Here is a 20939-nt window from a genome sequence, read left to right on the forward strand (position 1 = left end):
ATTCACTCCTTTTCCCATTTTAGAAGAATGCCTTCAATTTGCACGCGATGCTGTCAAGCCATTCTGGAAGCTTCAATTCCGCGCCGAGACTTCCAGCGGATCATCAATCAAAAAGCCCGGTCCGCCCATCTCTTAACCATACATTTACTTTAGGGTCTCCTGCAAACATGGTGACCCCCCTTCCGTTTTATCTTGAATTCAAGATATTAATTATTGTAAAGTTATGTTTTCGAATATGCAAGGCAGAACCATTGTTTAAATAATTTTAAAAATCACTTTTTTCTAATAATTATCTTGTGATTAAATCTGACAACTGCTATGATTATGAACATTAAAATGGCTAAGGAGGAAAAAAGGTGAATCAACAGATTTTTAAATGGGTTCTGTTCATCATCCCTTTTATCGGACAGCTTGCCTTGCTGCCGTTTGTAAACCGGATCGATCCGATCGTTTTCGGACTTCCATTTTTTCATTTTTGGCTGGTGCTGTGGATTGTGCTGACGCCGCTGATTACATTTGCGATTTACAGATTTGAGAAAAGAAACGGAGGTTATGAGTGATGCAGGGAAATTTAACAGCGCTCCTCATTACCGCCGGCATCATTTTGGCCGTGGTTTGTATCGGATTTATCGCCGGCAGCAATAAACAGTCGCGGAAATCGGTTGAAGAATGGTCCGTCGGCGGAAGGCGGTTCGGCGGGCTGCTCGTCTGGTTTCTCGTCGGTGCCGACTTATATACAGCCTACACGTTTTTAGGGTTGACAAGCACCGCTTTTACAAGCGGAAGCGTCGCTTTTTTCGCGATTCCATATTCAGTTTTGGCCTATTTTATCGCGTACTTTTTTCTGCCGAAAATTTGGAAGGTGGCGAAAGTACATCAGCTGACGACGCTGGCCGATTACGCAAGGGAACGCTTCAGCAGCAAGCTGCTGTCTTCGCTTGTTGCCATTGTCGGTGTCTTGATGCTGATCCCGTATATCTGCCTGCAGCTCAGCGGAATCCAGGATACGCTTCAAGTCGCAGGTACAGGGTTTATTAATGTCAATGTCGTCGTGATCATTTCGTTCATCCTTGTCGCGCTTTATACGTTTTTCAGCGGCATCAAAGGTCCTACATATACCGCCATTATTAAAGACATTTTAGTTTGGGTGATGATGCTGTTTATGGTCGTTTCGTTGCCGCTCATCCATTTTAACGGCTGGGCGCCGATGATTGACAAGCTGGCAAATGAAGCGCCGCATATGCTGACGATCCCTTCTGACGGACCGCGCGGGATCGCCTGGTTCATCACGGCATCGATTGTTTCCGCGTTTGCCCTGTTCATGTGGGCCCATGCGGCGACAGGCGTTTTTACGGCGAACAGCGCGGATGCGCTCAGAAAGAACAGCATGTTTCTGCCGCTGTACAATATCGTATTAATTTTAGTCATTTTCTTAGGGTTTATCGCATTTCTCGTTCTTCCCGATGACATTAATCCGAGATTTGCATTGCTGCATTTAATTCAAAGTTCCTACGGCGGCGTCACGCAAGGATTCGCCTATTCAACGATCGCCCTCGCAAGTCTGATCCCGTGTTCGATCATGGCGATCGGGGCGTCGAACTTGTTCGCCAACAATTTATACCGCGATTTGATCAACCCCCGTGTTTCGGGACAAAAACTGACGATCATCACGCGCTCGATGGTATTTGTCGTCATCGGTCTGGCCCTTTTATTCGGAATGCTGTTCCCGGCAGCGCTTGTAACGCTTCAGCTTCTCGGCGTATCAGGCATGGTGCAGATATTCCCTGCCATCGTCATCAGCCTGTTCTGGAAAAACCAGACGAAAGAAGCGACGGTCATCGGTCTCCTCATCGGCCTTGCCGTTACATTTACCGTTTATTTGACAGGATCCACTTTCGGCATTTACGAAGGATTCTGGGGGCTTGCCGCCAACCTTTTGACTGTTGTCGTGTTGAATCCGTTTTTTGTAAAAAATGTAAAGCGCAATTCTGTGATCAACTATTTGTTTCATGCTAAGAAAAATGTGCAAAAAAGCGCCTGATCACCAAAAAACCCTTACGCTCTGAGTGAGCGCAAGGGTTTCTTTTATTTCTCTTTTTTTAAGATCTCAATCGCTTTATCCAACTGCGTATCATTGTCGGAAAGCTTTTCCTGCAGCTTGCTTGTCATGCTGATTGTTGTCTCGCCCGTTAGGACGCCTGTCGTTTTCAGCTTTTGGTCTTTTTGAAAAGCCTTAACGGCAGCCTCCGTCTGTGCGTCGAATGCCCCCGTCGCATCCAGCTTATAACCGAGCGCTTGGAGCATTTGCTGGGCGGCTTTCACTTCGTCTCCGGTGCTGCCTGCCTTATACTCTTTTTTGGAATCCAGGTACGGCAGTTTGGCATAGCTTGGGAGCTCCGCTTTATATTGAGGTTTGATTCCTTTTTCGTGAATCCAGTCCCCATTTGGCGTCAGCCACTTGGCAATCGTCAGCTTGACGGTCGATCCGTCGGAGAAGCTCTCCGCATTTTGAACCGTTCCTTTTCCAAACGTATTTTCACCGACGATCGGGATGCCTGAGGACTGGTGAAGTGCTGCGGCCATGATCTCAGCCGCGCTTGCCGTTCCTCCGTTGACAAGAACGACGGTCGGCTTGGTCACTTTTCGTTCCTTCTCGGCTTTATACACTTCTTTTTTCCCGTTTTTGGATTCAACCTGCATAATGGTTTTGCCTTTATCGACAAACAGGTTGCTCATCATAATCGCTTGGTCCATCAGGCCGCCGGGGTTTCCTCTGAGATCTAGCACGAATCGTTCCGCACCTTTTTCAGACAAGTCATCAATGGCTTTCGTCAGTTCCTTTGCGGTATTTTCAGAGAAAGACGTAATTTGGATTTCACCGATGTTGCCGTCGATCATTTTGGAATAAACCGTTTCAATCGGAATCGTATCGCGCTTAATCGTAACATCGATTTGGCCGACGCCTTCCCTGTTGAGAACAAGCTTGACATTCGTGCCTTTTTTGCCGCGGATCATTGCTGTCGCTTCGTTGACGTTCTTGCCTTTTACGCTTTTGCCGTCCACTTTCTGAATTTCATCATGCGGCTTTAAGCCGGCTTTTTCTGCGGGAGATCCTTTAATAGGCGCGACGATTAGAATTTGTCCATTTTTTTCTTCTACTTGGGCGCCGATTCCTTCAAAAGAAGAGGTAATGCTTTCTTCAAAGCTTTTAGCTTCTTTCTTATCCATGTATGTTGAATATGGGTCATCCAAAGCTCCAAGCATACCTTTAATCGCCCCGTCAGTCAGCTTTTCATCGTCTGCATTTTGATAATAGTCGCTCTTGATTTTGTCGTACGCCGCCATCAGCTTTTCGAATTTCTCGGAATCTGAAGCGGAATATACTGAACCGCCGCTGCCTTTGCCCACCAGATAAAGCGTCAGTGCGGAGGCGGCGACGGCCGTAATCAATACAGCCAAAAAGAGTTTTAACTGCTGTTTCAAACGAACACCACCTTTTCTTCTTACCATATTATCATGGACGAATCTTTATTCGTCAACTCGAATCACTTAAATACCGATTTTTCCGGGCTGCTGGCATTTGATCGTTTTTCAACCATTATTCCGCTTTGGCATATGCATACAAAAAAGGAGGGATCTCAATTTGAGCGATTATTTAGACATGCTCGCCAGCTTCGGCGTCTCATCCGCTCATCCCGGCGGGATGTCCCTGTCAAAGGCAGTGCTCGCCAAAGCCGGCATCGACCCTGAGCAGCCGATTCTTGATGCAGGCTGCGGAACCGGCCAGACCGCCGCTTATTTGGGGCAGCTTCTGTTTTCTGTCACTGCTCTTGATGCCGACCCGGTCATGATCGATAAAGCCCAACAGCGTTTTAAAAAAGAACAGCTTTCCATTCCGGTTGTCCACTCTCCCCTCGAGGAAATGCCGTTTCAGTCTGAAAGCTTTGCCTGTGTATTAACTGAATCTGTGCTGAGCTTCACAGATATCCGGTCAGCTTTACAGGAAATCCGGCGGATTTTAAAACCCGAAGGGATACTGATCGCGATCGAAGTCTGCCTTAAGGAAGGAAACGCTCTGACAGACGAAGCAAAAAAGGAAATCACGGACTTTTATGGATTCACCGCTTTATATGCTGAGGATGAGTGGGTCAATGTCCTTCGAGAAGAAGGATTTTCAAAGATTGACATCATCCCTGTCGTATTGGCAGATGCAGCAGACCCTGATGACGCCGTTGAAATGGAACTGTCGCCTGCGATTTCCGACAAAGACTATGAAACGATGGAAAAACACCTGTATTACCTGGAAAAATACCGGGATTCTCTTGATCATATTATTTTTATATCACATCTATAAACCATCTTTTGTCCTCCTTCTTTCGTCCAACCTTTTCTATTAAATTCGTCATAAGCTGATTAGGAATATATAAGATGATGGAAGGAGCATTCAAGTGGACCGATATTATAGGTTTTGCCACCAAAATGTTGGCAGAGTTGCGAGAATCACCGACAAAGGAGGCCGCGTCCATGTCGGAAGAATCGTCCGTGTTTCACCAAGCAAAGTTTATATCGCCCCGATGATCAGACGGGGAGGCCGCGGATTCGCCTACGGATATTACGGAGGCGGGTGGGGTTGGGGCCCTGTATACGGACTTGGTCTCGGTCTAATTGCCGGTGTGGCTCTTGCAGGCTTGTTTTTTTGGTAACATGAAAAGGCCGATTGATATCGGCCCTTTCCCTTTTTATATCTTTTTCACTTGTTTAAAATACTCTTCAAGCGTCAAGTCGTGTTCTTGGATGACTTTAGCCGCTTTTTTTCCTACATAGCGCAGGTGCCAAGGTTCATACTTATATTTCGTGATGTCTTCTTTATTTTTCGGATAACGGATGATATAGCCGTATTTGTAAGCGTTCTTCTCGACCCATTGTCCGTCTTTCGTATTGCCGAACTCCTCTGATAAGGCGAAGCCGTTGCTTTTGCTGGAAATATCCATCGCAAGTCCTGTCTGATGCTCGCTTTGGCCCGGATATGCCACAGCTTCTTTCGCCTTTTTTTCTCCCTTTTGGCTGACTTCGTTGTTATAGATCGCTTTTTGTCTGTCATAGGATCTGTAGCCGGATACCGCAACGAGTTCATAGCCTTCTTTCTTAGCGGCGCTGAACATCTCTTCAAGCGCTTTGGCAGCTTCTTTTCTGATATAACGCTTGTCGATATCCTCGGTAAAAGAAAACGCGACATCAGGCACTGTCAGGTCGCTCGGTGCATAGTTGCCGGGAAGCGCGTATTCTTTATTTACAAGCGCCATTATATTTTCCGGATTTTGAATCGTCGGCAGCCCGTCTACATCTTTTATTTGATTAAAGTACTTGCTTTCGAGTATGAATTCCTGATCTTCCAGATTGCTGTCGGCCTTTTGGTCTTTTGCATCCTTGCTTGCGTTTGCAGTGTTCTGTGTTTTAGCCGTGTCATTTTGCTTCTGTTCGGTCATGGTACATCCTGTGCCAAGCAGGACCGCTGCACTCAGCAATGAAGCAATCGTCACGTATTTGTACTTTCCGTTCATTCGAATCCATCCTTTTTCAGTGCATGTATGCTTTTACAAAGCGGCATCCAGAGCCAGCAGAATCATATCATTAAAGGTCGTCTGCCTCTCTTCTGCTGTTGTTTCCTCGCCGGTAATGACGTGATCGCTGACCGTTAAAATCGAGAGGGCTTTTCGGCCGAATTTCGCAGCTAATGTATAAAGCGCCGTTGTTTCCATCTCGACCGCAAGCACTCCGTGTTTGGCAAGCTTCTCAATTTGGCTGTCGTCATTATAGAATTGATCCGCTGTAAACACATTCCCTGCCGTAACCGGGATGTTCCGCTCACTTGCAGCGTCATAAGCAGCTTTTAACAGGCCAAAGTCTGCGCAAGGCGCAAAGTCGATCGAACCGAATGCCACTCTGTTGATTTGCGAATCGGTTGATGAAGTCATCGCAAGAATGACATCTCTTACATTGACGTCTTTTCTGATCGCACCGCATGATCCGACGCGGATCAGGTTTTTCACATCATAGCTTCTGATCAGTTCATTGACATAAATTGAAATAGACGGCACACCCATGCCCGTCCCCTGTACGGAAACACGCTTTCCTTTATAAGTGCCCGTAAAGCCGTACATTCCCCGTACTTCGTTATAACATTCAACGTTTTCCAAATATGTATCAGCGATATATTTTGCACGCAGCGGGTCTCCTGGAAGCAGCACCGTTTCTGCAATTTGTCCTTTTTCTGCGCCAATATGTACGCTCATGAATATTCCTCCTGCCTTTTTAAAGCTGATTTGTGATGATGATTGCAGCATCCACTCGCATATGTATTATAAACCAACATCGCGGAAAAAGAAAACAAAGCCCTGCTCCGCTTCGGCATCATTCTTTTCTTGTCATGTTTAAAAAAGGACAGGCATACCTTTAAAAAAGAATCATTACGATTAGCTATTTCAGGATGGAGGAAAAGCGATGTTTCGTTCACTTAACAGTTATTTAATCGACTTTACCGGGCTTGTTGTCATCGGTGTTTTAGTATGCCTTGTGTCAGCCGGCGGATCGCTCGCCGCAGGCCTCCCCTTCCAGATTCCGGCTTCCGTTCAGCAGCTGAATACGATTTTCATCAGCATTTTAATCGAAGCCCTTCCCTTTGTGTTAATCGGGGTATTAATCGCCGGTTTCATCCAGATCTTTGTGACTGAAGAGCACATTCGCTCCCTTTTTCCGAAAAACAGGTTTTCAGGAGTGATTGTCAGCTGTTTGCTCGGCGCTTGTTTTCCGGCTTGCGAATGCGGGATTGTCCCGATCGTGAGAAGGCTCGTGTCAAAAGGCGTTCCCATCTATGCCGGCGTCGGCTTTCTGTTGACAGGACCGCTGATCAATCCGATTGTCATCTTATCCACTTATATGGCATTTGGCAATGACTTGCGAATGGCCGTTTTAAGGGTTGCTGTCGGTTTTGCCGCAGCGGTCGTCATCGCTTTTGCGATTAGCATGATGTTCCGCTCAAGCCAGCTGAACACGGAAAGCCGGCAGACAGCTGCACACTGCACCCATTCCGGCAGACGATCCCCTTTTTCGGAAAAGCTATTTGATATGTTGAAACATGCTGTTGACGAATTCTTTGATATGGGGAGGTTTCTGATTATCGGCGCTTTAGTTGCTGCACTTGTGCAAACCTATCTCCCGTTAAAATCGCTGTTTCTGTTCGGAGGGGGCATGCTTGACTCGGCATTGGTCATGATGGGGCTGGCTTACTTTTTATCGCTGTGCTCTGAAGCGGATGCATTTATCGGCGCTTCCTTCACCAATTTGTTTCCTTCCTCATCCATCCTTGCTTTTCTCGTTTACGGGCCGATGCTCGATTTAAAAAATACGGTCATGATGCTGCATGCGTTTAAGCCAAAGTTCGTCATTTGTTTGTCTGTCCTGATCACCGTTGTTGTCTATGTTTGTATCAAAGTTGTCAGTTTGCTGTAGAAAGGAGGTTTTACCAATGGTTTTTCAGCTTCGGCAATTTTTGCGCGCACTTGTGTTGGCTGCCTTTTCCGTCTTTATTTTCAAGCTCCATTACACAGGGGAAATTGATAAGCTGATCAATCCGAAATACGATTACACAAGCCTCATCGCCGCAGGTGTGTTCGCGTTTCTGTTTATCATTCAGCTGACAAGGATCTGGACGGTGAAGGATGACCACACTGGAGATTGCGGCTGCGGACATGATCATGGCGAGTCAAAGCCTTTTTTTATCAGGCTGATGCATTATGCCGTCATCGCTCTTCCCCTCATCACCGGATTCACCCTTTCCCCGGCTGTACTGAATTCGTCTGTCGCTGCCAACAAAGGGACTATGCTCACCAAAACGGAGATCGCCCCTCAAACTGAAGGCGAAAAGGAACATGTCATGACACCGGAGATTCAGCAAGGGCTTGCCGATTCAGCGATGCCGAAGTCGGCTTATGATCGGAAGATGGATCAATTTAAGCATGAAAAGCGGATTGTCATGAATGACGATATGTTTGCAGACTACTATGATGAAGTGACAAGCAGTCTTGATCATTACATTGGAAAAGAGATCACGGTCAAAGGCTTCGTCCATAAGGAAGCCGGGCTGAGCACACACCAGCTCGTGCTGTCCCGATTTATGATCACGCACTGCATCGCAGACGCCAGCCTGATCGGGTTTCTTGCCGAATGGAACGGCGCTGAGCAATTGCAGCCTGATACATGGATTGAATTGGAAGGAACGCTTGGCAAAGCATCTTATAACGGCGCTGTCATCCCCATCATCCGCGCGAAGAGATGGAAGGAGATCAGCGAACCTGAGCAGCCGTATGTCTACCCGGCTGCAATCAATATGACAGAATAAAGACGACTTTCTCCTGGATAAATAGCGGGGCGTTTAGTCATCCTATTTTTTAGGAAGGAGGTCATAAATGATGGGCAAAAAACAGCGAAACAGAGTCACCGGACTGAAAAAGAACAACCACATCCCGACAAAGGACGTCATTGCGGCAGAGGATGCGCACGAAAAGGAATTCAGCGCCAGAAAACGAAAGAATACAACATAAAAAAAACTGCGGACAGCGCTTCCGCAGTTTTTCAGTCTTACGATGATTGCAGCAAAATGCGGTTGATTTTGCTCCATCCCGTAGACAGCAGTTTATAATAGGTTTTTCCCTTTCTTCCTTCATCAATTAAAACGATGTCGCCTGTTGCAAGAAATCTCGCCTTATAATCATTCGGCACCGTGTCATAAACATTGAAAGTGGAAAACGTCCGTTCCAGCACATCTTCATGGGTTCTGCCGTTTATTTCCGTTCTGTAAACCATCTCATATCCCTTATCTTCACCAAAGCAAGGCGTTTGAAAAATCGTCACATCATAAGGTGTCAGCTTTTTTTTAAACAGTTGAAACATTAACGGCAATACAGATCCCTCCTTTTTTTATACAATTGGCGTTTCGCGGCTCAATCCCTTTGACTACTTTTGTCGAACAAGCGGGTACTTTTCGCCAATTTTTTTGAAGATGAAAAACAGCGCCAGACCGAGAGAAAATCCTGAGATGACATCTGTCATGTAATGAACGCCGAGATACATGCGGCTGATTCCGATGAGTCCGACGAGAAGGCCCGTCCACATGTAAACCGCTCGGCTGTGTTTTTGAAAAAAAGGAATGCAGAGCAAAAGGAGAAATGCGATAAACGGGTATATGCTCGCCGCATTCATTGAATGGCCGCTTGGAAAGCTGTGTGACGGTTCATGCACGAGCGGGTTTATCGCAGGGCGCTCTCTGGCAATCCAGTCTTTTAAAGCTTCATTGGCCGTTCTTTCAACAAAAAACAGCAAATAAAGATACAGTGATGCCGCTGCTTTTTTATAGACGGCAAGAACCAGGGTGATAGCCAGCATTAGCGGCAGCATGAAGCCGCTTGACCCCAGCTCTGTCAGCCCCTTAAAAAATGCTGTGAGAACCGGGTGTCTGACTGACTCGAGAGCCTGTATCACGCTCACATCAAATGATTGAACCGCCGGGATGCGGATAAGAATGGCCATGATGACAAAGACAGCGGCTGAAAATAGTGCTTTATACATTGAAAAAGTCAGTTCCTCCTTGATATTGTTTTTAAACATTTTACACCCGGCTCCCCTGCCGGGCAAATATATAGGAAAAACCGGAGCAGGTGCGCCCCGGTCCCCTTTTTTTCAATCCTCTATATGCTCATCTATCATACATTTTGCAATCAGATAATCAAAGGTGATATCGGCAATTTCGAACAGTTCGTCCTCGCTCGGTATGTAGCCTCTTCTTGTCAGCTCTAGATAAAAAAAATCAGCGATTTCTTCTGTATCTATCATCAGTTCAATTTCTTTCATTGTGATCGCCTCCTTATTCTGATGTATGAGCTGGCATTCGGTTTTATAACCGGTTTGTCATAATGTTTGTCCTCTGTCATATACATGTCGTAACAAGACAAAAGCCGGAAGGGGAAAAGAAAATGATCCAAAAAACGCTTGAAGCACTTGACGGAGAAGGGTTTGACCTGGTTTTGGGGAAGGTCTTGAAAGCCATGTTCGCTCTTATTGTGTTCGGCTGTTTTCCTTATTTCTTATATTTGTTGTTTATCATTTGAAATATTCTTTCAGGCTGCTTAACACAAACTCCATCATTTCTTTATATTCCGCATCCTGAAACATTTCATACAATACTTTATAGTCATTGTAGATATCAAGCAGCTCATCCACGACAGCAACTGCCATGTTGTGCTCATGTTCCTGCTCCTCGAAATCCCCAGAAAACGGCAAAAATACCTTTTCAGATATCGGTTCATCAAGCTCTTGTCCGGCTTCGCCGACATAATGAACAAACAGAAGCTGATGGACGAACTGGTCCATTTCGTAAGTTCTGAGCACGAGCGTTAAATCCTCTTCTTCGGTTTCAAGCCATTCTCCGTCTTTTAAACGGGTCAGCTCGTAAATGATATCTTCCCAGCCATCCTCCACATATCTCCAAATTTCCGTTCTGTGCCCGGTGATTTTAAACAATTCTTTGCCGTAATCTTTTACATAGACGACATCCCCGATTAAAAATTCATATTCGATGTCAAGCTTTTCCGTATCGACAATGACCCCGTCATAATCTTTGTAAAGTTGAAGAGAAGTCTCAAAATAAAGCACTTCATTATGATTGACTTCATACAAAAAATGCTTATCGATTTTATGAACTTTTGTAATCGTTCCGACCGTCCCGTACATCACGACGACGACAACATCCCCGACTTTGAATTTAGGCGCGTTTGACTTCATTTGGATTCCCCCTTGCCTTGAAGCTTCCGTGTTACGCTTATCGTATGCTGAGTGCTGTCAATTCGCATGGGCTAAGGTTACAAAGCCCGATGAGTTTTCCGAAAAGCCCAGCCGGCTCGGGCGAACGTAAAAAAATCCGCAGTTCTGAATAACTGCGGATTTTTTATCGCTTTGTTTCCGAAATATATTGTTCCCAAGCCTCATCAAATGTCGTCATTGACGATAAATAATCCCCATTAAGCTCAAGGTAAGAGCTGATTTCATCGTAATGAGTTGACGCCTTGGGAAATCCGTGATCAAGATAAGCATGGTTCGCGAATTCGCTGATTGCGTCCTTCGGTTTCGGATGGCGGTATTTCATTAAATAATGATAAAAAGACTTCACGGTCTCCCCTCCTGTCCTCTTTTGATGTTCTATTATACAGGCCGTCTGAAAAAATACAAATAAAAAACCCGTTGAAACACGCAAAAAAACCGGCAGAAGCCGGCTTTATGAAGAAAAATCAAAGTAATTGCGCTTCAATATGCGCTCTGTTTTCATCAGCGCATCATACGAAACGGACGATGGCAGTTTTTTTGTATCGATCAAGAGCAGTTGATTTTCAATTTCCCAGGTGACGCTGTCCTCCTGATAGACCATCCCGCAGCCTTCGCATTCCACCGCAGGTGTATCAGTGATTTCGATCGCTTTCGTCCCGTCAGGAAGCTCCCAATAAACCGCCGTGCGGGCTTCCCCGGCTTTTTCTTCACTGCACCATTCACACCTCTTCATTGCACACGCCCCTCAGCTTCGCCTTCTTTTTTTTGCTGAGCAAGGAATTTCTTTTCTTTCAATTCGTCACGCTTTGCCCGGCGGCTTTTCAATGTTTCATGATCGGGCCTCGTGGAATAGCTTTCCCTTCTCTCGAGCCGTTTTAAGCCGTCCGGTGTGTATGAAAGCGTTTGATCCGCAAAGATTGCCGATATGCCGATCTCCTCTTTTTCCTTCATCACATCAGGGAAGATTTCGGCAAAATAGTCGTCCGCTCTTCCCGGAATGTAGTTTTCAGGCTCAGGATACGACGTAATGACGCCTTCAAAATTGCGGAGCACGACTTTATCGTGGCTTTGCGAAATCAAGTAATTCGGCTGTATGGCGATTTTTCCGCCTCCGCCCGGCGCGTCAACCACAAATGTCGGCACCGCATAGCCGCTCGTGTGTCCGCGCAAGCCTTCAATGATTTCAAGACCTTTTGATACAGGCGCTCTGAAATGGCCGATTCCTTCAGACAAATCGCATTGATAAATATAATACGGCCGGACTCTGATTTTTACTAAATCATGCATCAGCTTTTTCATAATGGAAACGCTGTCATTTATACCCGCCAAAATAACGGCCTGATTGCCGACCGGCACCCCGGCATTGACCAGCTTTTCACAGGCTTCCTTCGCTTCCTTCGTGATTTCGATGCTCGTGTTGAAATGCGTATTCAGCCAAACGGGATGATACTTTTTCAAAATACTGCAAAGCTTGTCGGTGATCCGCTGCGGGAAGACGACCGGGGCTCTCGTGCCGATCCGGATGATTTCCACGTGCGGGATGGCGCGGAGGTTTTTCAAAATATATTCAAGAATCTGGTCGTTAATGAGAAGGCCGTCCCCGCCTGATATCAGCACATCCCTGACATCAGGCGTATCCCGGATATAGCCGATCGCCTGATCGAGCTGCTTTTTCGGCACGCCCATGCCGATTTGCCCGGAAAAACGCCGCCTTGTACAGTATCTGCAGTACATCGAGCATTGATTAGTGACGAGAAACAAGACCCGGTCCGGATAGCGGTGGGTTAAGCCGGGGACAGGCGAATCTTCATCCTCATGAAGGGGATCTTCAAGGTCGTATTTTGTTTTGTGCATTTCTTCTGCGAGCGGCACCGACTGCATTCTGATCGGACAGCGCGGATCATCCGGATCCATCAGTGAAGCGTAATACGGTGTAATATTTAAAGGGATCGTCTTTGTGGAGATTCGCACTCCTTCTTCTTCCTCTTTCGTAAGATTGACGACTTTTTTCAAATCGTCAAGCGTTCTGACGGTGTTTGTCAGCTGCCATATCCAGTCGTTCCATTTTTCTTCGGGAACATCTTTCCAAAGCTCAATATCCTTCCAATGCCTTTTCGGCTTAAACAGACCGTTTTCCATCTTTCATCCCCCTATCAGCATTTTCCCTATACTTTTCAGGTTATGTGACCGGCATGAAAAGTGTCTCTTCAAATGTAAAACCCGCGAAAGACCGCTTTTTAAAACTGGCTTAAATTTTTGCACCAGATGTTCATGTTCTCAATGCTTTTGTAAATGAGGCAATTGTTCAAAAGCCGGCCCCTGTATGAGTATGATAAATGATAAAGACTGGCGTTCATTCCGAAAGAAGCCGCTCTTGCGATTGAAAAAACGTAAAAGATACCCGCTTGTTTCAAATCGGTTTCGAGTGCCGCAATCAGCCGCCTCGTCAATGAAAAGCCCCTGTATTCCGGCAGGACAGCGCAGTCGGTTATTTCCGCATTCCCCAAAACGGGGTTAACATCTGCACCTGCTGATGCAATCACTTTTTCCCCGTCAAAAGCGAGGTAATAAACAGCCCCTTTTCCCATCGCTTCCTTAAGATACGCCGGATCTGAAACAGGTGCGGGATATACAGGAAAGACGCAGTTGTAGAGATCGGCGAGAACAGGCGCATCAACTGAGGCGGCCCGCCTGATTTTAAAGGAAGCGTTTTGGGCCTCCGCGATGCGGGGAGTGCTGAACAACTCTGACAGCATTTGGTCCTGCGCAAGCCAGTCAGCGGTTTTTCGCCTGTCTTCTTTTACATATTTTACGAACACGTCAGCATCATGCCCGTTAAAGTATCCGTCGATTTTCCCTTCCGGTTCAAACGTCCGCTCAAGCAAAGCGTCTCTGTCAGTTGTTTTGGTGAAAACGATCATTTTCCCTATATCATGTTTTTTTGCTTCTTTCAGTATGGCGGGAAAAAATGAACATACATCGCCTTCATAATTGATGATTCTGATTCTTTTACTGAACAAGTCGACATCCGCTTCAAGCGTGCAGCTGTCATTGCTCCATTTTTTCTCCATGATTTAACCTCCGAAACGGCTGGTCTTTTCACCTGCATAGCCGCACCAGTTCATAATAAACAGGCTGATGATTTTGGCTGACTGGATCAGGGCGTCCTTTTCAATGTATTCGTTTGCCTGGTGGGCCATTTTCGTCTCTCCCGGTCCGAAGACGATGACAGGGGTGCCTCCGGCGTGCGACAATATTCCGCCATCTGTCGCCCACGGGGAAGCTTCGATTAGGGGATCTTTTGCCATGATGGTTTGATAGGCGGATTTCAGCACTTTTGTCAGTTCATGGTCTTCTGCTAAATCGTTCGGGAGCCACATGGCGCCGAACCATTCCAAGTCAACAGGGTAGTGTTTAAACCATTCATCATGGTATTGAAGATCATTGAGCCAGTTTTCAAGCTCGGATTGGACGGCTTCAGGGGTTTCGTTCGGAGCGATTCCGCACCTTCCTTCCAGTGTCACCGTGTCGGCAACCGATGAAGGCCATGCGCCTCCGTTGATCGTGCCGATGTTAATCGGGACCGGAATCGGGATATTGTTATACAAAGAATCTGTTATTCTCTTATTCCTGACCTGTTCAAGCTGGCGGAGCGACTGGATGACGAGCATGCTTTTTTCGATGGCGCTGACGCCTTCATATCTTGTGCCGCCGTGTGCAGAAAGCCCTTTGACCGTGATTCTGAACCACATCGAGCCCTGCTGTTTAATAAACATTTTCATGTTTGTCGGCTCGGGAATCAAAGCGCCGTCTGCCTTGTAGCCCCTCATGACCGCCGCGAGCGTCCCGGCCCCGCCACACTCCTCGTCTACGACACTTTGAAAAATAAGATCTCCTTTTAATTGAACACCGCATTGCTCCAGCGCTTCCATCGCAAATAAAAGAGCCGTATTGCCGCCTTTCATGTCAGTTGTGCCTCGGCCGTATATCCGTCCCTGCTTCACGACCGGCTGAAAAGGCTCCGTCTCCCAGTCTTTTTTGTTTCCTTCAGGCACAACATCGATGTGTCCGTTTAAGATCAGCGATTTCCCGCCGCCCTTTCCTCTTTTGACAGCCGCGATATTCGGGCTTTCTTTAAAGCTTGTTCTGTCTGATTTAAACAGCGGATGCTGTTCCAATTGTTTCATGCTCGGCTCCCAGACATCGATTTCAGCTTCAAATTGCCTCAGTTTCTCCAGGACGACGGCTTGGGCGTTAAATTCACTGCCCATTGTGCTTTTTTCTCCGACGAGTTTTTTCAAAAGGCGAACCGCTTTTTTCTCGTGCGAATCGATCCAATCGCACACTTTTCTCTCTATGTTCTCCATCCAATTCCTCCTCTTACGAAACCGGCAGGTCGATCCGGATCTTTCCATCCGTCAGCCGCAGCACATCATCAAGATCCTCTTCACTCATCAGCTCTTTTAATACAAAACCGCCGCTGTCAATGGTGATCACGGCTTTTTCTGTAATCACCATGTCGACGCAGCCTTTTGCTGTCAATGGCAGCGTACAGTCGGCGACAAGTTTGGGTGCGCCGTTTTTATCGGTATGGCTCATCACAACAATGACTTTTTTCGCCTTTTGGGCAAGCTCCATCGCCCCTCCCATTCCAGGAACCTTTTTGCCGGGGACAATCCAGTTGGCCAGATCCCCTGACTGGCTGACCTGCAGAGAACCAAGAATCGTGACATCAATCGCGCCCTTTCTGATCATGCCGAACGACAGAGCTGAATCAAAATAAGAAGCGCCTTTTACTACGGTGACAGGCCAGCCTGCCGCATTGCAAAGATTCTCATCTTCCCTTCCTTTTTCAGGCGACTCGCCGATGCCGAGAAGCCCGTTTTCAGATTGGATCATGACGGAAGTGCCTGGATCTAAAAAATTGGGAACTAAAGACGGAATGCCGATGCCCAGGTTGACAATCATTCCGCTTTTGATTTCGCGGGCCGCCCGTTTTGCAATTCTCTTCCGCTCTATGACTCCCAAACCCATTTCCAGTTCACCCCTTCCGTTTCAGCGACACCTTCGACAAAAACACCGGGTGTTACAATTTCTTCTTCATCGAGCTCTCCAAGGGGAACGATCCGCTCCACTTCGGCAAATGTCCGATCAGCCGCCATCGCCATAAGCGGGTTCATGTTACGCGCCGTTTTGTCATAGATGATATTGCCGAATTCATCGGCGGTTTTTCCATAAATAAAAGCGTATTCCGCACTCAGCGCTTCTTCGGCAAGGTATGCGCGTCCATTTAATGAAACGATCTTCTTTCCTTGGCGCACCATGTCATTATCGATCCCGATATCGGTCAAAATACCGCCAAGACCTGTGCCGCCCGCACGGATTCTTTCCGCCAGCGTACCTTGCGGTGAAAATTCAACGGCGAGAAAACCGTCAGTCATTTGTTTTCCCGCAACGGGATTTGAACCGATATGGGAAGCGATCAGCCGCCTTACGCGGTTATTGACGATTAAAGGGCCGATGCCGATGCCGGGAAATCCTGCATCATTGCATATGACCGTTAAATTTTTTACGCCTTTTTTCAAAATCGCACTGATGAAAGAAGGCGGTGAACCGACTCCCCCAAATCCGCCAAACATGACGGTTGCTTCGTCTTTCAAATCGGCAATTGCATCTTCAACAGCAATACGTTTGTTCAGCACCGTCATCTTTCGTGCATCACCTTTTCTGCTTGTTTTTCAATCTCGTATACCGCATGTTTAAATATATGAATGAGCTCTTCCAGCTCGTTGTCCGATATCGTAAGGGGCGGCGCAATGATGACAGCATCTCCCCCGCCGCCGTCAATACCCGCCTGGGACGGATAAAGAAGCAGACCTCTTTTTTTCGCTTCGGAAATGACGAGAGACGACACCGGCATTGATGAAGGAAATGTCTTTTTGCTTTTTTGATCGGCGACAAATTCAATCCCGAGAAGAAGCCCCTTGCCTCGAACGTCGCCAATGATGCTCGACTGTTTCATGACTTCTTTCAGCATTTTTTTCAGCTTTTCCCCTTTTATCCCGGCTTGTTTGACAAGATCGTGTTTCAGGATGTAGCGGAGAACGGCGAGCGCCGCACGGGCTGAAAAAGGGTTTGCGCTGTACGTATGCCCGCTCATGATGACCCCTGAGCCGTTTTTGACCGTTTCCATCATGCCGTCGGATATGACCGCTGCGGCAATCGGTGAATATCCTGCGCTCATCCCCTTGCCGAGTACGGCAATATCCGGGGTCACACCCCAATGTTCAATCGCCAGCATCCGTCCGGTTCGGCCCATCCCGCTCATGACTTCATCCGCGATAAAAAGAATTTCATTTTTTTCGCAAATCTCTTTTACTTTTTTGTAATAACCATCAGGTGCCGTTATGGCTGCTCCAGCTGCCCCAATAACGGGTTCGGCAACGAAGCCCGCGATGAATTGTTTGCCGATCCTTTTAACGGCGAGCTCGATTTCTTTCACGCACGCTTCTTGGCATTCGGGATGAGAAAGCCGGCATCTGTAACAGTTTGGCGCTGAAGCAGCAGGATACCTGTGCAGCATGTGCGTAAACCTGTAGCGGCGCTCATAAAATCCCGACAGCGACAGGGCTCCGTTTGTAATTCCGTGATAGCTGTTCCATCTCGAAAGGAAAATCGTTTTGTCGTTTTGTCCTTTTTCCTGCCAGTATTGAACGGCGATTTTCATGGCGGTTTCAACAGCTTCCGACCCGCTGTTGACAAAAAAAGACCAATTCAGATCACCCGGCAGCCATTCAGCAAGGAGTTCGGCTAGCTGTTCAGCCGGCTCACTCGTAAACTGTGAACGGTAGACAAATGAAACAGCATCAAGCTGCTCTTTAAGAGGCTCAATCACTTCTTGTACACCATGCCCAAGATTGCAGGTAACAGCCCCCGAACATCCGTCAAGGTATCGCTTTCCGGAATTGTCGACAATCCAGCTTCCTTTTGCAGACTGAACGACCGGATAGCTTGCGTGCAGATCCGGCTTAATCAAAAATGACATGAAAACATCCCCCCTTCCCCAATGAGAGGTTTTTCTTTACATTATATGAAGCGGGAAAAGGCGGCATTCTCTTTTCAAGCGGAAATGGTTGATTTCGGAGCGAACGCCGTAAGTGCAAACAAAAAAATAAAAGGACATGTCCTTTTATTTTTCTCGAATCGCGCTTATTCACATTGACGTTTTATCCTGCAAAGCAACTGTTTCTTTCGTCTGTTTTTCCCATAAATAAAATGATCTCATCATCGAAAACGCAGCGAACGGCGCGGGCAGTGCGACGATGAGGAATAAATATTCCGGACTGACGGCATCCGACAACACTCCTGCGGCCGCATAGCCGAGCGGCATAAAAGAGCTGTTGACCGCAAAAAAAGCGCCCAGCGACCTGCCTCTGTTTTCACCTTCCGTTACCCTTTGTAAGTAACCTTCAATATAGATGTTGACTACGCCGCTGATCATTCCGATGACGATCAAAATTACGGCGCCGAGCACGACATGATCAATCCAGCCGAGAGGAGACAAAAGCATGCCAAAAATCAGCATTAAAGCGGGCACAGCTGCTTTAGCGTGCTCCGGTTTTGCGATAAAGGACAAGAAAAGCGCCGCACACAGCGTCCCGCACGCCCAAAATGATTGAAAAGCGCCGCCCAGCCAAGCCTGATCTTTTAAAAGCAGCGAAGTCCAAATGACGATATATATCGGAAAACCGCTGAATACAAGCTGCTGTATGCTTGTCCCATACAACAAATACTTGAGCGGCTTATTTTGAAACAAGCTTGCAAAGCCGCTGAACAATTGTTTATTCGTAAAAAGAATACGCTTTTGGCTGCCCCTTTTATCTTTGATTCTCCACTCCAAAAAGATGGATAAGAAGGAGAGGCTTCCGCACAGCACCCATAACCAGCCGAAATGCAAAAAGGAAAACAGAACCCCTGTGACAAGCGGAACAATCACTTGGATGAGCTGTGTGATCACTTCTTGAAATGCGATTCCTTTTTCAATTTGTTGTTTTCTCAGTGTATCTGGCAAGAGTGATCTTGCCGCGGGTTCGATTGCGGTCAAACATGCCGATACAATCACCCTTGCAGCCGCCAGTAAAATAACCGAACTCATGCCTGACAGCGCCAAAAATCCGATCATTAAAAATACAGCTGAAATGATCATATCTGAAGCCGCAATCAGCTTCCCCCTGTGAAACCTGTCGGAAAGCCAGCCTGTAAACGGAGATATCAAAATCGAGACAGTCAGCCCGATGCCGATCACGACGCTTCCAGAAAGGGCGCTTCCGGTTTCCGATAAGGACCACCATACCAATGAATAATAGAAAAGAACCGAACTAAAGAGCGATAAAAATGTTCCAGACCACAGTCTGAAAAAATCCCCTTTTATGACCCAAGCATATTTCAAAGTTTCTCCCCCGCTTGTCCGATATTTTCACCTCATGATTATATTACATATATATGTAAAATTTTACAACAAAAACAAAAACCTTCCGGATGGAAGGCTTTGTGAGCATGTCAAGCGCCGGGCGTTGGGCTTTTAGCTAACAAATGAAAGCCGCACCGACAATGATGAGCAAAATAAAGAGGACAACGATGAGCACAAATGTGTTTCTGCCGTGAAACCCGTAGCCGTATCCTCCAGTAGGACAGCAATAATGGGAGTAATGCACAGGCGATCATCCTTTCGTATAAAGTCTACACCCCAGCCTATGCAGGCCAAGTCCCAATTGGTATGTGCACCTGCCTACTTTATTCAAACAAATACTTAAATATCGTTGTGAGCTTTTCCTCCTGCTTAAAACCCAGCTTTTCATAAAACGTTTTCACCTGATCGCTTCCCGTAGTTACAAGATAGCACGATTCCATGCCCGATTGTTTGGCAGCGTTGAGCATCTGCTTGATAAGGCCCGATCCATAGCCTTTCCGCTGGTAAGGCTCCAAAATGGCGACTTCTTCGATTTTAGCAATGTTTTCGTTCTGATCGAGGTAAAGCTCAGCACATCCAATCGGTTCTCCTTCTTCCGAGTAGCAGACACACAGCTGAATGATGCCTTCCTCGTAAAAAGGATATTTGCGCAGCAGCTTTTCCTTCGCAAACGCTTCACTGATCGACAATGTATCATAAGCCTGCATCATCCGGCAGCCGTCAATGAGCGATTTCTCCGTCCCCCACTCTGCCCGCACACCAGGGGAATCTCCTTTCCAATCTGCAAGCCTAATGGAATAAAACAATTCTTCATCTAGAATATATCCAAGGTCAAAGAGCGACTTTTTCATCGTAAAAGGGAGATCGCGCTTAAAAGAGCTTTTCACATGAACATAATTTCGTTTTAAAATTTCGGGTACCCGAACAAGCAGGGAATACAGCTCTGTCAGCGGAAAATCGTCCTGCAGCTGCAGAAAATGAGAGGAAAACATCTGCGGGATCTGGTCATCTGTGTATATATGATAATGCGATTCAATTTTTTTGCTGCATGTCAGCATTAAATAACGGTCTTCTGTGTTTGTAATGGGGGTCACAACAGTTGCCTCTTTTCTCAAGATGTTCTATTATAATGTTTTTTCGCTTTCAGAGCAGAAAATCCTCTAAAAAAAGATGACCCTTTGAAAAAAAGATCATCTGAACATGCCTTTCTTCTCAGCTTTCTTCTCCGGATTTCTTGCGTTCTTTTATAGACAAGTTTCTTCCACATGATATGGAAGTTCATAAACCGCTTTAAATCAACATTTTTCCCTGTTTGTATTTCGTCGGATGTTAACGGATTTTTCGTAAAGGGTATTCAAAGATGAAGATTATAGCGCAAACTATTCAAACCTATGATGGATCAGTTGCAGATAATCATCAGGTAGGATACTTGATAGAAGAACCACAACGCTGGTTGTTGGTTTGTTGGATGCTTGTGTGCCCGCACTTACTTTATCAATAGAGACTACTCGACTTTTAGCTCGGAGTATCCCATTCCAAATTTGGCCATAAAAAAGCCCTCTCTGCTTCATGAGAGCAAAGAGGGCAAACTCAT

Annotated in this window: 26 protein-coding genes; 8 read left to right on the plus strand and 18 right to left on the minus strand. The window is 46.5% G+C overall.

Annotated features, from left to right (window positions below; all coding sequences use genetic code 11):
- Positions 1–356: 356 nt before the first annotated feature.
- Both MKX80_RS11335 and MKX80_RS11340 read left to right on the plus strand, forming a co-directional pair.
- Positions 357–560: a DUF3311 domain-containing protein gene (locus tag MKX80_RS11335; RefSeq protein ID WP_061576785.1), complete on the plus strand. Its 204-nt coding sequence runs from the start codon at positions 357–359 to the stop codon at positions 558–560.
- Positions 560–2041: a sodium:solute symporter gene (locus MKX80_RS11340; RefSeq protein ID WP_268343296.1), complete on the plus strand. Its 1482-nt coding sequence runs from the start codon at positions 560–562 to the stop codon at positions 2039–2041. The genes MKX80_RS11335 and MKX80_RS11340 overlap by 1 nt, the downstream gene beginning before the upstream one ends.
- A 44-nt stretch (positions 2042–2085) precedes the next feature.
- On the opposite strand, the gene MKX80_RS11345 is transcribed toward MKX80_RS11340, so the two are convergent.
- On the minus strand, positions 2086–3483 hold the full coding sequence (locus MKX80_RS11345; protein WP_154997939.1) for a S41 family peptidase: 1398 nt from the start codon (positions 3481–3483) through the stop codon (positions 2086–2088).
- A 160-nt stretch (positions 3484–3643) separates the two neighbouring features.
- Here MKX80_RS11345 and MKX80_RS11350 point away from each other — a divergent pair, with 160 nt between their 5' ends.
- Positions 3644–4354: a class I SAM-dependent methyltransferase gene (locus tag MKX80_RS11350; protein ID WP_154997941.1), complete on the plus strand. Its 711-nt coding sequence runs from the start codon at positions 3644–3646 to the stop codon at positions 4352–4354.
- Between the two features lie 94 nt (positions 4355–4448).
- The gene (locus tag MKX80_RS11355; RefSeq protein ID WP_020451839.1) at positions 4449–4703 is read left to right on the plus strand and encodes a hypothetical protein; all 255 of its coding nucleotides are present in this window, start codon (positions 4449–4451) and stop codon (positions 4701–4703) included.
- Between the two features lie 36 nt (positions 4704–4739).
- On the opposite strand, the gene MKX80_RS11360 is transcribed toward MKX80_RS11355, so the two are convergent.
- Both MKX80_RS11360 and deoD read right to left on the minus strand, forming a co-directional pair.
- Entirely contained in the window at positions 4740–5561 is an 822-nt protein-coding gene (locus MKX80_RS11360; RefSeq protein WP_268300138.1) for a M15 family metallopeptidase, read from the minus strand.
- 33 nt (positions 5562–5594) lie between these two features.
- On the minus strand, positions 5595–6293 hold the full coding sequence (deoD, locus tag MKX80_RS11365; RefSeq protein ID WP_154997945.1) for a purine-nucleoside phosphorylase: 699 nt from the start codon (positions 6291–6293) through the stop codon (positions 5595–5597).
- 208 nt (positions 6294–6501) lie between these two features.
- Between deoD and MKX80_RS11370 the strand changes: the two genes are divergently transcribed.
- The 3 genes from MKX80_RS11370 to MKX80_RS11380 all read left to right on the plus strand — a co-directional run bounded on the left by MKX80_RS11370 (position 6502) and on the right by MKX80_RS11380 (position 8600).
- Positions 6502–7509, plus strand: a complete 1008-nt coding sequence (locus MKX80_RS11370; RefSeq protein WP_268343295.1) for a permease — start codon at positions 6502–6504, stop codon at positions 7507–7509.
- Between the two features lie 16 nt (positions 7510–7525).
- Positions 7526–8398, plus strand: coding sequence for a TIGR03943 family protein (locus MKX80_RS11375; RefSeq protein WP_182070499.1), 873 nt, complete (start codon positions 7526–7528; stop codon positions 8396–8398).
- Between the two features lie 70 nt (positions 8399–8468).
- Positions 8469–8600 carry a hypothetical protein gene (locus tag MKX80_RS11380; protein ID WP_023857374.1) on the plus strand — a complete coding sequence of 44 codons (132 nt, stop codon included), beginning with the start codon at positions 8469–8471 and terminating at the stop codon, positions 8598–8600.
- 37 nt (positions 8601–8637) lie between these two features.
- Here the strand turns inward: MKX80_RS11380 and MKX80_RS11385 are convergent, their stop codons facing one another.
- The 3 genes from MKX80_RS11385 to MKX80_RS11395 form a co-directional block, all read right to left on the minus strand.
- Positions 8638–8949, minus strand: a complete 312-nt coding sequence (locus tag MKX80_RS11385; protein WP_173636688.1) for a YodL domain-containing protein — start codon at positions 8947–8949, stop codon at positions 8638–8640.
- Positions 8950–9012: 63 nt separating this feature from the next.
- Positions 9013–9624, minus strand: coding sequence for a phosphatase PAP2 family protein (locus MKX80_RS11390; protein WP_244958279.1), 612 nt, complete (start codon positions 9622–9624; stop codon positions 9013–9015).
- Positions 9625–9735: 111 nt separating this feature from the next.
- Positions 9736–9906: a YozD family protein gene (locus MKX80_RS11395; protein WP_020451846.1), complete on the minus strand. Its 171-nt coding sequence runs from the start codon at positions 9904–9906 to the stop codon at positions 9736–9738.
- A gap of 122 nt (positions 9907–10028) precedes the next feature.
- Here MKX80_RS11395 and MKX80_RS11400 point away from each other — a divergent pair, with 122 nt between their 5' ends.
- Positions 10029–10163, plus strand: a complete 135-nt coding sequence (locus MKX80_RS11400; protein ID WP_003182756.1) for a hypothetical protein — start codon at positions 10029–10031, stop codon at positions 10161–10163.
- Here the strand turns inward: MKX80_RS11400 and MKX80_RS11405 are convergent.
- The 12 genes from MKX80_RS11405 to MKX80_RS11460 form a co-directional block, all read right to left on the minus strand.
- The gene (locus tag MKX80_RS11405; protein ID WP_182070498.1) at positions 10156–10836 is read right to left on the minus strand and encodes a hypothetical protein; all 681 of its coding nucleotides are present in this window, start codon (positions 10834–10836) and stop codon (positions 10156–10158) included. The genes MKX80_RS11400 and MKX80_RS11405 overlap by 8 nt on opposite strands.
- Before the next feature lie 163 nt (positions 10837–10999).
- Positions 11000–11221 (minus strand): YozE family protein, encoded by a 222-nt coding sequence (locus MKX80_RS11410; RefSeq protein ID WP_154994651.1) that lies wholly within the window; start codon positions 11219–11221, stop codon positions 11000–11002.
- Between the two features lie 105 nt (positions 11222–11326).
- Positions 11327–11608, minus strand: coding sequence for a YokU family protein (locus tag MKX80_RS11415; protein WP_182070497.1), 282 nt, complete (start codon positions 11606–11608; stop codon positions 11327–11329).
- Positions 11605–13014, minus strand: a complete 1410-nt coding sequence (ablA, locus tag MKX80_RS11420; protein WP_154994655.1) for a lysine 2,3-aminomutase — start codon at positions 13012–13014, stop codon at positions 11605–11607. The genes MKX80_RS11415 and ablA overlap by 4 nt, the downstream gene beginning before the upstream one ends.
- Positions 13015–13112: 98 nt before the next feature.
- Complete coding sequence (gene ablB, locus MKX80_RS11425; protein ID WP_268343294.1) at positions 13113–13946, minus strand: putative beta-lysine N-acetyltransferase; 834 nt, start codon at positions 13944–13946, stop codon at positions 13113–13115.
- Between the two features lie 3 nt (positions 13947–13949).
- Positions 13950–15242: a peptidase gene (locus MKX80_RS11430; RefSeq protein ID WP_182070496.1), complete on the minus strand. Its 1293-nt coding sequence runs from the start codon at positions 15240–15242 to the stop codon at positions 13950–13952.
- 13 nt (positions 15243–15255) lie between these two features.
- Complete coding sequence (locus MKX80_RS11435; protein WP_154994661.1) at positions 15256–15909, minus strand: 3-oxoacid CoA-transferase subunit B; 654 nt, start codon at positions 15907–15909, stop codon at positions 15256–15258.
- Positions 15891–16583 (minus strand): CoA transferase subunit A, encoded by a 693-nt coding sequence (locus tag MKX80_RS11440; protein WP_020451855.1) that lies wholly within the window; start codon positions 16581–16583, stop codon positions 15891–15893. Before MKX80_RS11440 ends, MKX80_RS11435 begins: the two co-directional genes overlap by 19 nt.
- Entirely contained in the window at positions 16580–17920 is a 1341-nt protein-coding gene (locus MKX80_RS11445) for an aspartate aminotransferase family protein (RefSeq protein ID WP_268293453.1), read from the minus strand. Before MKX80_RS11445 ends, MKX80_RS11440 begins: the two co-directional genes overlap by 4 nt.
- A gap of 168 nt (positions 17921–18088) precedes the next feature.
- The gene (locus MKX80_RS11450; RefSeq protein ID WP_268343292.1) at positions 18089–19324 is read right to left on the minus strand and encodes an MFS transporter; all 1236 of its coding nucleotides are present in this window, start codon (positions 19322–19324) and stop codon (positions 18089–18091) included.
- A gap of 136 nt (positions 19325–19460) precedes the next feature.
- Positions 19461–19589, minus strand: a complete 129-nt coding sequence (locus MKX80_RS11455) for a YjcZ family sporulation protein (RefSeq protein WP_003182774.1) — start codon at positions 19587–19589, stop codon at positions 19461–19463.
- Positions 19590–19668: 79 nt separating this feature from the next.
- Positions 19669–20439 carry a GNAT family N-acetyltransferase gene (locus tag MKX80_RS11460; protein WP_154994667.1) on the minus strand — a complete coding sequence of 257 codons (771 nt, stop codon included), beginning with the start codon at positions 20437–20439 and terminating at the stop codon, positions 19669–19671.
- Positions 20440–20939 lie beyond the last annotated feature (500 nt).

Origin of the sequence: Bacillus sp. FSL K6-0972, assembly GCF_037976035.1 — a bacterium.
GTDB classification, from domain to species: Bacteria; Bacillota; Bacilli; order Bacillales; family Bacillaceae; genus Bacillus; species Bacillus haynesii.